Here is a 13,144-nt window from a genome sequence, read left to right as displayed (position 1 = left end):
CAGGTCCAGTTAGCTTTGCTGCGTATTGCTGCCCGCCAGAAGCGGTGTCAACCAGTTGGTGACCAGCATGATCGCAAATGTTAAAAAAAGTGCCGCAATATCAAGCGGCTGAATCCATTTGAACACCATCGTGAAGAGGATGGCGCACAGGATGAGCTTGCCGGCCTCACCCTGATAAAAAGACGTCATGATCTTCTTGGCAGACCGCGCGCCGGCGTAGCGGAATGCCTTGAGCGCAAAATAACCATGGGGGATCAGAAAGATAAGTCCACCCAGCAGCGCTGAATAACCGGAAACCTCGCCTCGCAAGAGAAACGCCAGGCTGACGAAGACAAGTACCACACTCTCTATAACAAACCATCGTGCGATGGGTGGACGGCCAATGCCGCCTGAAGCTGCCTTCGTCATGTTCGTTCCGGAAGTACGGTGCTTTTCGGCCGATGTCGTTTAAAAAGTAAGCAAATACACCGACACGAGCGCCGCAGATTATATGTGTTCAATGTGCACGAATCAACAAAACCGGGAACCGGCTGATCCGTCAAAAGCGGCGTAATAACTGGGTTTTGGCAATTTTCGTCACAAATAGACGGCCGTTCAGTTTTTCACCACTACATGTTGTGTACGTAACCAGATACGAACTTTCGTAGGGGGGTCGGACGACGCACAAAACCCCGACGATTTTATTTGATGTGGCCCAGTATGCCGTCGAGTTCGTCAAGGGAACTGTACTCGATCACCAGCTTGCCTTTGCCACGCTGGCCATGATCGATCGACACTCGTGCACCCAATCGCTCCGCCAGATCATCCTGAAGCGCGCGAATGTTGGGGTCCACCACTCCCTTTTTCCGGGATTTGCTGTCCGGTGTTTCCTGTTGCACCCGCCGAACCAGGGCTTCAGTTTGGCGAACCGACAGGGATTTGGCCACCACCTGTTTGGCCACCTGCATCTGCAGTTCTGGCGCCAGGGTCAGCATTGCCCGGCCGTGGCCCATTTCCAGATCGCCATGCTCGAGCATAATACGAACGTCTTCGGACAAACCGATCAGTCGAAGCAGGTTGGTAATAGTCGTACGGGATTTGCCCACGGCTTCGGCCACCTGGGCCTGGGTCAGGCCAAACTCGTCCTGCAGGCGCTGAAGAGCGAAAGCTTCCTCAATAGGATTGAGGTTCTCACGCTGGATGTTCTCGATCAGCGCCATGGCGATGGCGGCTTCATCGGGGACATCCCGGATGATGGCAGGGATGCTGTCCAGGCCGGCCATCTGGGTGGCCCGCCAGCGGCGCTCACCGGCGATCAGCTCGTAACGTCCTTCAGCGATGGGACGAACCACCACCGGCTGCATCACGCCTTGTTGGCGGATGGAATCCGCCAGTTCCTGCAGGGCGGCGGGGTCCATGTCGCGCCGGGGCTGGTACCGGCCGCGCTGGATCAGATCAATGGGAACTTCGCGGAGCTCACCGTCGTGGTCTTTCAGCTCCTGGTCAAGATTGACCTTGGAGCCCGCCAGCAGGGCGCCCAGTCCGCGTTCACCCAAACCTCGTTTCTTCGCCGCCATGGTGTCAGTCATTCTTCCCGTTGAATATCGTTGTGCTTAAGTGAGTGACAGGACGGTATGTTACACCGCAACCGGCGCGGATGTCTTTTTTGAACCGTGGCGGCGTACCATTTCGCCGGCCAGGGCCAGGTAGGCGATCGCACCCTTGGAGGCGCGGTCGTATTTCAGGGCCGGAACCCCATAGCTGGGGGCCTCGGCCAGACGGACATTGCGGGGAATCACTGCACGATACACCTTGTCGCCAAAGTACTCGCTCAGCTGGCCGGAAACGTCCAGGGTAAGGCTGTTGCGAGGGTCGTACATGGTGCGCAGAATGCCTTCCACCTGCAGATTCGGATTGACCGTTTCCTGAATCTGCTCAACGGTGTTCATCAGCGCCGCTAACCCCTCAAGGGCGTAGTACTCGCACTGCATTGGAATCAGCACAGAGTCTGCCGCCGACAGGGCATTCACCGTCAACAGGCTGAGCGATGGCGGGCAATCGATGAGGATGTAATCGTAATTATCACGAACGGTGTTCAACGCCAGTCTCAGGCGGTGTTCGCGACCAATCTCGTTCATCAGTTCCACTTCGGCCGCCGTCAGGTCACCGTTGGCCGGAAGGATATCGAAGCCGGAAGCCTCGGCGGGAATGATCACCTCGGCGGCGCTGGCGCGCTTGGTCAGCATGTCGTAGCCAGACAGTTCCAGAGCGTTTTTATCCACACCGCTGCCCATGGTGGCGTTGCCCTGGGGATCCATATCCACCAGCAGCACCCGACGCTTGGTGGCGGCCAGGGAGGCAGCAAGGTTGACGCAGGTGGTGGTTTTGCCCACACCGCCTTTCTGATTGGTCACTGCAATCACGCGCGCCATGTCCTGCCTCCTTGTTTATGGGTTACCGGTTCAGAAATCGGACTGCCAAACTACCGGGAATTCACGGTCCGGGCGATCACCAGCAGATGGCGGTCGCCATCGGCGCCCGGTACGTCCAGGGAATGGCTGGATGTTACCTGCCAGCCAGCCGGAAGGGCAGACACTTCATCATCCGGAAACTGACCTTTCATGGCAAGGAACTCACCCTCATTTGCCAACAGATCACCGCACCAGCTCACCAGATTCTCGAGCGCGGTAAATGCTCGGCTGCTGATCTGGCTGAAGGGTTCCGGAGGATTGCAATCTTCCGCGCGCCCGTGGACAACCTCGACATTTTTCAGGCCGAGCTCCAGCACACACTGGTTGAGAAAGCGGGTCTTCTTGCCGTTGCTGTCGAGCAGGGTAAAGCGTTTTTCGGGCAGGGCAATCGCCAGGGGAATACCGGGCAGGCCGCCGCCGGCGCCCACATCCAGAAGATGGTCCGTCGTTACCCACGGCAGAATGCTCAGGCTGTCGAGCAGTTGCCGGGACACCATCACACGCTCATCACGCACAGCCGTGAGGTTGTAAGCCCGGTTCCACTTGTTAAGCAGGCCCAGAAAAGCCAGCAGCTTTTCCTGCCGATCCTCATCCAGGGACAGGCCCATCGTGGCCAGTCCATCCCGGAGTTGGCCGTGCCAGAGTGACTTGGTCATGGGCGCGGATCAGGCCGACTGTTTGCGCAGCAGGTCGCGCTTTTTCAGGTGCACCAGGATCTGGCTCACCGCCGCCGGGGTCACACCCTGGATACGTGAGGCCTGAGCCACGGTTTCCGGTCGCACGGTCTTGAGCTTCTGCTTGATCTCGTTGGACAGGCCGCCGATGACGTCATAATCCAGATCCACCGGCAGGGCGGTGTTCTCGTTTTTCCGGAGCCGCTCGATCTCGTCCGTCTGACGGGAAATATAACCCTCGTACTTGATCTCGATTTCCACCTGATCCGCGACCACCGGATCTTCGGCTTTCTCGGCACCGATCTCGGCAATGTGGCTGTAGACAATCTCGGGCCGGCGCAGCAGCTCTGCCAGGGACTGATCACGGGTCATCGGCTGCTTGAGAAAGCCGTTGGCGCGCTCACCGGCCTCGGTATTCGGGTGAATCCGGGTGGCCTCGAGGCGGCTACGCTCGGTGGCGATCGCCTCGCGCTTGTCATTGAACTTCTGCCAGCGCTCATCATTAACCAGGCCGAGCTTGCGACCGGTTTCAGTCAGACGCAGATCGGCGTTGTCCTCGCGCAGGATCAGGCGATACTCGGCGCGGCTGGTAAACATGCGATAGGGCTCGGACGTGCCCATGGTGATCAGGTCATCCACCAGCACACCCAGGTAAGCCTCGTCCCGACGCGGGTACCACTCGTCTTTTTCCTGCGACCGCAGGGCAGCGTTGATCCCGGCCAGCAGGCCCTGGGCGCCCGCTTCTTCATAGCCGGTGGTGCCGTTGATCTGGCCGGCAAAATACAGGCCCTGGATAAACTTGGTTTCCAGGGTATGGCGCAGGTCCTGCGGATTCAGGTAGTCGTATTCGATGGCGTAACCCGGCCGGGTGATATGGGCATTTTCAAAACCGGGAATCGAACGCACCGCCGCCAACTGGATATCAAACGGCAGGCTGGTGGAAATCCCGTTCGGGTAGAGCTCGTTGGTGGTCAGGCCTTCCGGTTCTACAAAGATCTGGTGCGAATCCTTGTCAGCAAAGCGGTTTACCTTATCCTCAATCGACGGGCAGTAGCGGGGGCCCACACCTTCGATGCTGCCGGCAAACATCGGCGAACGGTCGAAACCGCTGCGGATAATATCGTGGGTCTGTTCGGTAGTCCGGGTCACGTAGCAGCACACCTGTTCCGGGTGCTGGCTACGGCTGCCGATAAAGGACATCACCGGGGTGGGGTCGTCCCCCCACTGCTCCTGCATTACCGAGAAATCCACAGACCTGGCGTCGATGCGAGGCGGCGTGCCGGTTTTCAGGCGACCAACGTTGAACGGCAGTTCCCGCAAGCGCTGTGCCAGGGCATTGGCCGGCGCATCACCGGCACGGCCGCCGGCATGGTGCTGCATACCAATGTGAATAACGCCGCCCAGGAAAGTACCGGTGGTAAGCACCACGGTCCTGGCGTTGAAGCGAATACCGGTCTGGGTCACGACACCGGTCACCTGGTCGTTTTCCACAATCAGATCGTCCGCCGCCTGCTGGAACAGTGTCAGGTTCGGCTGGCTTTCCAGGGTATGGCGGATGGCGGCTTTGTAAAGCACACGGTCAGCCTGGGCACGGGTGGCGCGCACGGCCGGTCCCTTGCGACTGTTAAGGACCCGGAACTGGATGCCAGCCTTGTCCGTGGCCTCGGCCATGGCACCACCAAGCGCATCGATTTCTTTCACCAGATGGCTTTTACCAATACCGCCGATGGCCGGGTTGCAGGACATCTGGCCCAGGGTCTCAATGTTGTGGGTCAGCAGCAGGGTCTGGGAACCCATGCGCGCAGCCGCCAGCGCGGCCTCGGTACCGGCATGGCCACCACCAATGACAATGACATCGAAACGGGTCGGAAAATCCACAGCTCACCTCGGAAATCGGGGGATAAAATCGGGCGGCGAGTATAACGCTTCACCCGGGAAATTGCAGTCAGGATGTGCAAATTTTAACCAGAGACGAACCACGTTGAAAGCGGCAGTGGCCTGGTCAGGGCTCAAAGGGGACTTTTCCGAGCGTTAAATGGATAGTGGAAAACCGAAACCTACGGCTTTTCATGGGTTTGGATCACTCTTCTCAGAAAAGTTTTCAAGAAAGTTATCCACATGAAAGACTACTTATTAACCACCCTAAAAAAACACCTAAATTATTGTTTTATATAATTTTACAGAAAGTAATCCAGAGGCTTTCCGTAGGTTGTCCAACTAATTATCCACAGAACTGCCGGCTGTTTTTCGTCGAAGCCGCCAGACCACCAGCAACACCAACCCGTTCAGGAGCGAGAGCAGGAGGAAAAACCCCGGAATGCTTACCTCCAACACACCAAGCACCACAATTCCGGCCAGGGCACTCACCACCATGAACAACGCATTAATGACATTCAGCGCAGCAATAATACGGGCACGTTTGGTCCGTGGCGTTTCGTGCTGGATAAAGGCGTACAGAGGCACGATGAAAAGACCGCCGCAAATCCCGATACCGACCAGATCCATCAAAACCCTCAGATAGACAGGATCGGTCAACAGGGTCCACCAGGTGGAGGCCATGGGATCATCCGGCACCGCAAAATACAGGTCTATTCCGAACAGGCTCAGCCCCAGGGCGCCCCAGGGCACGGGTGACAGGGTAATGCGGTGTTTGGTGAGTCGCTCGCACATCATGGAGCCGATAGAAATGCCGATCGTGAACATGGCCAATAACAGGGTCACCACGGTCTCGTCACCCAGGAGGTTGGTGCGGGCAAAATTGGGAAACTGGGTCAGATAGGCGGCTCCGAGGAACCAGAACCAGGAGATCGTCAGCACCGCCAGCAACACCTGCCGGCGCTCTGCCGCCAGAGCCATCAGTTTCCAGGTTTCGAGCACCGGGCGAAAACGGACATTGACACCGGAACCATCGGATTCGGTCACCGGAACCTGACGCGCCGCCAGATAGCCGAACACCGCCATGACAAAAACGGCAACCGCCGTCAGCCGGGCGGCCATCTCAAAGCCCATCAAAAGCCCCGCCGCAATGGTGCCCAGAAGAATCGCCACAAACGTGCCCATACCAACCAGGCCATTGCCGCCCACCAGCTCATCGTCCGCCAACACCTGGGGCAGGATCGCGTATTTCACCGGACCGAAGAACGTGGACTGGGTACCCATCAGGAACAGCAGAACCAGCAACAACTCGTACCAGCCGAACCACAGTCCGAGTGCGGCAACGGCCATGATGACAATTTCCGCCAGCTTCACATTCCGGATAATCCGGGATTTTTCGTAACGATCCGCCATCTCGCCGGCAATACCCGAAAACAGGAAAAACGGCAGTATGAAGAGGAAAGCGGCCAGGTTAACCACCACATTCACCGACAACCCCATCAGACCGCCGGCACTGTAGGTGATCAGCAGCAGCAGCGCGTTCTTGAACAGATTGTCGTTGAAGGCGCCAGAGAACTGGGTCAGATAAAACGGCAGGAACCGGCGTTGGCCAAGCAAACGGAACTGACTTTTCGATGGCATCAAGAAACCCTGTTTTGGTGCGTTGCCGGCATTGCGACCGAAAATCTGCCGGGATCCGGTGCGGTAGCGTAGAAAGCGGCAATCATGTTCATTTATTTGACGGGGTTAAGCATAGTTAAACGCTTGATTTTTGGCCGTCTGGTACGCAATTCGCTTGGTCTCCTTGTTCAGACACTATTTTATCAGGCCAGGATGGCTGGATTATTGGCACTATAAAGGTTCCTGACCATGAGCAGCGTAGTCCGACTTCCAAGGCGCATCTATCGCGGAGCCGAAATATCCAGGACTCCCAATATCATCGACGACTATGATTTCAGTTCTGTTTACCAGCCGATCCTGAGCCCAACCCATCGAAAACTGGTTGGCTACGAGGCATTGGTCCGGGTCAGAAAGAACAATGAAAGCATCTCTCCGTTTACGCTTTTCGAACAGGCCGAAAAAAACAACCAGACACCGGAGCTGGATCGGCACCTGTTGCAGCTTCACCTGGACAACTTTGCGGCCAGCTCCCAGGCCGTCTGGCTGTTCCTGAATATCAATCCCGGCACCTGCATCCATCCGGAAGCTTCCCTCGAGAAGCTTGCTCTGCAATGCAAGCGTAGCGGAATCGATCCCGAGAAAGTGGTTCTGGAACTGGTCGAAACCGCATCCGACAACCCGGCCGCACTTCTGGAATTCATCCTCAAGGCCAAAGCACACGGCTTTCAGATCGCTATCGACGATTTCGGTATGGGCGATTCCAATTTTGAGCGCCTGTGGCGCATCAATCCGCTCATTGTGAAACTCGACCGGAGCCTATTGGTAAACGCCGAGAACAACAGTCGCGCCCGAATGCTGCTGGAGAGTCTGGTAAAGATGATCCGCGAAAGCGGCAGCCTCGTGCTTTTGGAAGGGATCGAGAACCACACCCAGGCTCACATTGCCCTGCAAACGGAGGCCGATCTTCTGCAGGGCTTCCTGTTCGCAAGGCCGTCCAACCTGAAACAACACGAGCCGGAGCTGACCGAACAGGCGCTAAAACGCATCATTGCCGATTCCAGCGAGTCATCAGCCCAGGACATACGGGATCAGGAGAGTTATTTCCGCCTTCTGCGTTTCGAAATTCTCGAAGCCTGCCATTCCCTGAGCCGGGAGTTGCCGTTCAGCACCGCCTGCAACAAGCTGTTGGAAGTGGATGGCGTGAAACGCTGCTTCCTGCTCAATCCACAGGGCATCCAGCAAGGCAACCTTGCCCGCGCCAATCCGGACATTCATCGCGGAAAGTTCAATCCGCTGTATCATTCCGCCGGCGCTCAATGGACCCACCGGGAGTACTTCCGGAATGCCCTGGAACGGCCCCAGCACATCAGCAGCTGTCGGCCCTACGTCGGTCTGCCGGATGCAAAACGTACCGTCACCCTCTCAACAATGCTGCCGGGGCAACAGGTCTTCTGCGTCGACATACACCCGGATGAGATGTTTGGCGGCCAGCTGGAGTTCCCGGCCACCCTGTAATCACCCGGTCAGTCAGAAATCGTCGGCGCGTTTCTGTGGCGCGGCGGCCAATCCAGTGCCACCCGCCTGTCCGGACGCCTGACGTTCCAGTTCTTTTTCCACCGCATTGGAAGACTTGGCAAACCGGGCCAACAGGTTGTAGAGCACCGGAATGATGAACAGGGTCAGCGTAGTGGCGAAGACCAGCCCGCCCAGAATGACCATACCAATCGACTCCCGGCTCTCGGCTCCGGCGCCAGTGGCAATCACCAGGGGCACGGCACCGAAAATCGTCGATATGGTGGTCATCAGTACCGGACGGAAACGCAGACAGGCGCCTTCGAGAATCGCTTCCCGCACCTCGTAACCCTTGTCCCGGAGCTGATTGGCGAACTCCACGATCAGTATCCCGTTCTTCGCCATCAACCCCAGCAACATGATGATGCCGATCTGGCTGTAGATGTTCAGACTGATACCCGTCCACCAGAGCGCCAGGAGAGCCCCGGTTACCGCCAGCGGCACCGACAACATGATGATCAGCGGATGGATCCAGCTTTCAAACTGCGCTGCCAACACCAGGAACACGATGACGAAAGCCAGCGCAAAGGTAACGTAGATTGCCGCCGAGGATTCCTGGAATTCCCGGCTCAGGCCTTTGTAACTAATGCGGGCTTCCGGCGGCAAGTTATCCACAGCCAGATTGTTCAGGTAGGTCAATGCCGAACCCAGGTCGTAACCATCCGCCATAGACGCACTGATCACCACAGCGGGCAGGCGGTCGATGCGGCGGAGGTCCGGGTTGGCGCCGATCTCCTGCACGGAAACCAGTGCCTGCAATGGGATCAGGTTACCGCCTTCCCGGGGCCGCAGGAAAATCTGGCCGAGGTCTTCGGGCGTTGCCCGGTTGGCATCTTCCGCCTGAATGATTACATCGTATTCGCGGCCTCGATCGATGTAAGTCGTTACCTGCCGGGAAGCCAGCATGGTCTGCAAGGTGAGGCCCACGTCTTCTACCGTGATATCCAGATCCGCGGCCCGTTCCCGGTCGATGTTCACCCGAAGTTCCGGCCGGGTCAGCTCGAAATCAGTATCCAGGTTCTGGAGATTCGGGTTTTCCTTGGCGCGCTCCACGATCTCCTGGCTCCAGGCCTGAACCGACTCATAGTCCGGACCAGCCACCACGAACTCGATCGCCTGGCTGAAACCCCTTTGGCCCAGACCCGCCGGATTGACGGCCACGGTCCGGATGCCGGACACATCAGCCAACTTCCTGCGGATTTCGCTGGTCACCTCCTGCTGCTTGATATCCCGCTCTTCCCAGGGTACCAGGCCCATGATCATGAACGCGTTGTCCTCTTCATTGCGGAATCCGACGATAGCAAGCAAACGGTTGGCTATCCCCTCGTCCAGATACGGGAGCAGTGTTTCTTCCACCTGCCGAACGTAGTGGTCGGTGTATTCCACCGTTGAGCCACGGGGCGCGCTGGTGGGCATGATAATCACGGCACGGTCTTCGGTAGGCGCCAGCTCCTGAGGCAATTTCGGATACACCACGGCGGCAATGACCAGCCCGACAAGTCCAAGGCCCAGTAACAAGCCCGGCTGCCTCAGGGAAAACTCCAACAGCCTGCGGTAACCATTGGTCAGGCCATTCAGGACCTTTTCACTGGCGGCCCAGAAACGATGACCCTCTGCCGATTCCGGGCTGTGCCTGAGCCACTTGGAGCACAGCATCGGTGCCAGTGTCAGGGCAACAAGACTGGAAAACACTACCGCTGCAGCCAGGGTGAACCCGAATTCCGCGAACAAACGACCGATATTGCCGCCCATGAACGAGATGGGCACAAACACCGCCACCAGGGTCAGGGTGGTGGCAATAACCGCAAAGGCGACCTGCTTCGCGCCCCGGTAGGCGGCAAGCAAAGGCGGCTCACCCTCGTCGATCCGGCGCTGGATGTTTTCCAGCATCACGATGGCGTCGTCCACCACCAGGCCGATAGCCAGAATCACCGCCAGCAGGGTCAGTACGTTGATGGAAAAACCGAGAAAGCCCAGGCCGATAAACGCACCAATCACCGCCACCGGAATGGTGACCGCCGGGATCAGGGTGGCGCGCCAGGAACGCAGGAACAGGAAAATCACCAGGATAACCAGGGACACCGCGATAGCGAGCGTGGTGACCACTTCCTTGATCGAAGCCCGGATAAAAATGGATTCGTCGTAGCTTTCCGCGATTGTCACTTCCGGCGGCAGGGTCTCGCGGATTTTCTCCAGCTCGGCGCGAACCGCATCGGAAACCGCCACGGTATTGGCCTTGGACTGACGGATGATGCCCATACCTATCGCGGTCTGGCCGTTGGCGCGCAGGCGGCTGACATCCGACTCCACGCCCATCTGGACATTGGCCACTTCCCCGAGCCGCAACAGATCATTGCCATCCCGGCGAATCACCAGCTCGCGGAACTCTTCCACATTCGACAGCCGGCCTTCGGCACGAACCGTGAAGTTGCGCGTGGACGAGTCCACCGATCCGGCCGGCAGCTCCACGTTGTTGGCGCGCAGGGCCCGTTCCACTTCCGCCACGGTGATATCCCGGGCGGCAAGCCGTTCGCGGTCCAGCCACCCCCGGATGGCATACCGCCGTTCGCCACCGATACGCACATCGGCAACACCGTCGAGCACCGACAGCCGATCCGCCAGTACCCGGTCGGCAAAGTCACTGAGCTCGGCACTGTCCCAGACATCACTGCGCAGGGTCACCCACATCATCGGGCGTGCATCGGAATCCGCCTTGCGCACCACCGGTGGATCGGCTTCGTCTGGCAGCTGGTTCGCCACCCGGGACACCGCATCGCGGACATCATTGGCGGCAATATCCACATCGCGCGCCGTGGTAAATTCAATACTGGTTCGGGACTCGCCCTGCTCGGTGGATGATTCGATCGACCGAATACCCTCAATGCCACTGATGGCACCCTCGATCACCTGGGTAATCTGGGTATCCACCACCTCGGCCGCCGCGCCGGTGTAGTCGGTGGAGATGGAAACAACGGGTGGGTCAATATCCGGGTACTCGCGCACCGGCAGGCCCATCAGGGCTGCCAGACCGAACACAACGATCAGAAGACTGAGGACCGTAGCGAACACCGGCCGCTTGATGGAGACGTCAGAGAGGACCACCGGTTACGACTCCCTGGCCGTAATAAAACGATTCTCGGGAATGGCTTTGTCGTCTTCCAATACCCGAACCCGGTCCCCACTGCTGAGCCGGTCCTGACCGGTCACGATCACCGGGTCTTCCTGGCTCAAACCGTTCGAAACTTCCACAAAACCGGGCATGCGCGAGCCCAGGCTCACCGAAACACGCCGGGCCACACCGTCTTCAGCCACAAACACATATTGTTCATCACCCCGGATCATCACCGCCTGCTCGGGGATTACCAGCGCCTGCCGTTGCCGGAGTGTAAGCGTCGCAGACATGAACTGTCCCGGCCGGAGCAAACCATCCGGGTTATCGATCAGTGCCCGGACAGGCAGCGAACGGCTCAACTCACTGACCCTGGAACCCAACTCCACCAGCTGACCGGAAAAGGTCTGGTCCGGATAGGCCGGCGATGCGCCCCTTACCTCTTGCCCGAGACTCACCTGCCCCAGGAAACGCTCCGGGATCGAAAAGCCCAGTTCCATACGGTCGGTGGTATCCAGAGTAGTCACCGAGGTCCCGGCAGTAATATAGGCGCCGACGCTGATGTCACTCAGCCCGACCACACCGGCGAACGGCGCCTCGATCCGGTGGTTTTCCAGACGAACTTGAGCTGACTGGCGCTGAGCCTCGGCGACATCGACTGACGTTCTCAGTTGATCCACCTGGGACTGGGAAATGCTGTTGTTCGAACGCAACCGCTGTGCCCTTTCAAGCTGTCGGCGGGCATCCGCCAGTTGCGCCTCGATCACCTGCAGGTCTGCCCGGGCCTGGCGATCATCAAGCCGCAACAGGACGTCGCCCTGCCCCACCCGGCGGCCGGTTTCCAGATTCAATTCCACCACCCGGCCACTGACTTCCGTGGTCAGTTCCACCGCGTTCAGGGCTTTGAGACTGCCAACGGCGTTGACCACATCCCGTACTGCCTCCATCTGCGGAAGCATGGTGTTAACGGCGCTGGCGGGGCGTTCTCGGCCGCTCTGGGCGGCGGTCCCATCATCGAAGTTCTGATACACAAAGGCGCCGCCGATAGCGACAGCCACCAGTACCAACGCAATCAACCACTGTTTCCACATAGGATTTCCAGGTATTTCGGGGTCAGGTTAGTCGTCTGTTACTTTTTCTGGATGACCAGAACCACCTCGCCCACGTCGATTCCCCACTTGCTCATGGTGGTCTGATTGATCAACGTGTCGGGCGTAATCAGGTACATCCAGTCATCCATGCGTACGTCCAGGGTACCGTCGCCATAGGCCACCTGGAGCACATAATTCATGTGAATTGCATTGCCACTCCAACGCATGGTTCCGGGTTCAACCACGTCACCGGCGTCAGCATGGTAGCCGTCTTCCGCGGGAGTCAGGGTCCAGACGCGGGTCTGCACTTCGCCGTCATCGAAACGGAACACCTCATCCAGGGTGCCTACGCCCTCGTCATCCCATGATGCGCTGATATCCGCATCAAAGGTGCGAATCACCTCACCGGAAAAATTCTTGACCACCCCCCGGGCGGAAAGTTCGCCGGTAAAGAACTCTTCAGGGACCAGCTCTGGCGTGCGGTCGGCGTAGTCCTCGAGCGAGGGACTGGCACAGCCACTGAGCAGCAGTGCCGAAAACAATACCCAGAGTATAGGTGTCGACAGGCGTTTCGATATCTCAGTAAACAGGCTTTGCATGACTTTTACACTCTCTGAACAGGAATATGTGGGGGTCCTCGGCGCAAGGAAATACGCCGAAACCCTCTTTAGCGATCATTACCCGGAATCCACGATCTCAGCTACGTCATCTCGGCCAATTGTCCATTCTGACAGTCTGCCCGGTGCTTTTCGT

Annotated in this window: 10 protein-coding genes; 1 reads left to right on the top strand and 9 read right to left on the bottom strand. The window is 58.3% G+C overall.

What is annotated here, in order from left to right; all coding sequences use genetic code 11:
- Positions 1-9: 9 nt before the first annotated feature.
- The 6 genes from KYE_RS09035 to KYE_RS09010 form a co-directional block, all read right to left on the bottom strand.
- Positions 10-408, bottom strand: a complete 399-nt coding sequence (locus tag KYE_RS09035; protein ID WP_008172578.1) for a F0F1 ATP synthase subunit I — start codon at positions 406-408, stop codon at positions 10-12.
- Positions 409-680: 272 nt separating this feature from the next.
- A complete protein-coding gene (locus KYE_RS09030; protein WP_039881967.1) occupies positions 681-1,556 on the bottom strand; it encodes a ParB/RepB/Spo0J family partition protein in 876 nt (291 codons plus the stop codon).
- 60 nt (positions 1,557-1,616) lie between these two features.
- Positions 1,617-2,411, bottom strand: coding sequence for a ParA family protein (locus KYE_RS09025; protein WP_008172572.1), 795 nt, complete (start codon positions 2,409-2,411; stop codon positions 1,617-1,619).
- 50 nt (positions 2,412-2,461) lie between these two features.
- Positions 2,462-3,106, bottom strand: coding sequence for a 16S rRNA (guanine(527)-N(7))-methyltransferase RsmG (gene rsmG / locus KYE_RS09020; protein WP_008172570.1), 645 nt, complete (start codon positions 3,104-3,106; stop codon positions 2,462-2,464).
- A 9-nt stretch (positions 3,107-3,115) separates the two neighbouring features.
- Positions 3,116-5,002 carry a tRNA uridine-5-carboxymethylaminomethyl(34) synthesis enzyme MnmG gene (gene mnmG, locus KYE_RS09015; protein WP_008172567.1) on the bottom strand — a complete coding sequence of 629 codons (1,887 nt, stop codon included), beginning with the start codon at positions 5,000-5,002 and terminating at the stop codon, positions 3,116-3,118.
- Positions 5,003-5,341: 339 nt separating this feature from the next.
- Positions 5,342-6,640, bottom strand: a complete 1,299-nt coding sequence (locus tag KYE_RS09010) for an MFS transporter (RefSeq protein WP_008172565.1) — start codon at positions 6,638-6,640, stop codon at positions 5,342-5,344.
- A 228-nt stretch (positions 6,641-6,868) separates the two neighbouring features.
- On the opposite strand from KYE_RS09010, the gene KYE_RS09005 reads away from it, so the two are divergent.
- Positions 6,869-8,134: an EAL domain-containing protein gene (locus tag KYE_RS09005; RefSeq protein ID WP_008172563.1), complete on the top strand. Its 1,266-nt coding sequence runs from the start codon at positions 6,869-6,871 to the stop codon at positions 8,132-8,134.
- Positions 8,135-8,146: 12 nt separating this feature from the next.
- Here the strand turns inward: KYE_RS09005 and KYE_RS09000 are convergent, their stop codons facing one another.
- From KYE_RS09000 to KYE_RS08990, 3 genes are read right to left on the bottom strand one after another with little or no spacing between them, the layout of a single operon-like run.
- Positions 8,147-11,293, bottom strand: a complete 3,147-nt coding sequence (locus tag KYE_RS09000) for an efflux RND transporter permease subunit (protein WP_008172561.1) — start codon at positions 11,291-11,293, stop codon at positions 8,147-8,149.
- A gap of 3 nt (positions 11,294-11,296) precedes the next feature.
- Positions 11,297-12,391, bottom strand: a complete 1,095-nt coding sequence (locus KYE_RS08995; protein ID WP_008172559.1) for an efflux RND transporter periplasmic adaptor subunit — start codon at positions 12,389-12,391, stop codon at positions 11,297-11,299.
- 38 nt (positions 12,392-12,429) lie between these two features.
- On the bottom strand, positions 12,430-12,990 hold the full coding sequence (locus KYE_RS08990) for a DUF3833 domain-containing protein (RefSeq protein ID WP_008172557.1): 561 nt from the start codon (positions 12,988-12,990) through the stop codon (positions 12,430-12,432).
- Positions 12,991-13,144 lie beyond the last annotated feature (154 nt).

The sequence above is a fragment of the Marinobacter manganoxydans MnI7-9 genome, assembly GCF_000235625.1.
In the GTDB taxonomy this organism is placed as follows: Bacteria; Pseudomonadota; Gammaproteobacteria; order Pseudomonadales; family Oleiphilaceae; genus Marinobacter; species Marinobacter manganoxydans.
Note: the sequence above shows the minus strand (reverse complement) of the source record. Positions and strands in the feature narration are given on the sequence as shown.

Coding starts and splice junctions, on each gene's coding strand:
- KYE_RS08995 (WP_008172559.1), bottom strand. CDS start 12,391: ATGTGGAAACAGTGGTTGATTGCGTTGGTACTGGTGGCTGTCGCTATC.
- KYE_RS09030 (WP_039881967.1), bottom strand. CDS start 1,556: ATGGCGGCGAAGAAACGAGGTTTGGGTGAACGCGGACTGGGCGCCCTG.
- KYE_RS09025 (WP_008172572.1), bottom strand. CDS start 2,411: ATGGCGCGCGTGATTGCAGTGACCAATCAGAAAGGCGGTGTGGGCAAA.
- KYE_RS08990 (WP_008172557.1), bottom strand. CDS start 12,990: ATGCAAAGCCTGTTTACTGAGATATCGAAACGCCTGTCGACACCTATA.
- KYE_RS09010 (WP_008172565.1), bottom strand. CDS start 6,640: ATGCCATCGAAAAGTCAGTTCCGTTTGCTTGGCCAACGCCGGTTCCTG.
- KYE_RS09005 (WP_008172563.1), top strand. CDS start 6,869: ATGAGCAGCGTAGTCCGACTTCCAAGGCGCATCTATCGCGGAGCCGAA.
- KYE_RS09035 (WP_008172578.1), bottom strand. CDS start 408: ATGACGAAGGCAGCTTCAGGCGGCATTGGCCGTCCACCCATCGCACGA.
- rsmG (WP_008172570.1), bottom strand. CDS start 3,106: ATGACCAAGTCACTCTGGCACGGCCAACTCCGGGATGGACTGGCCACG.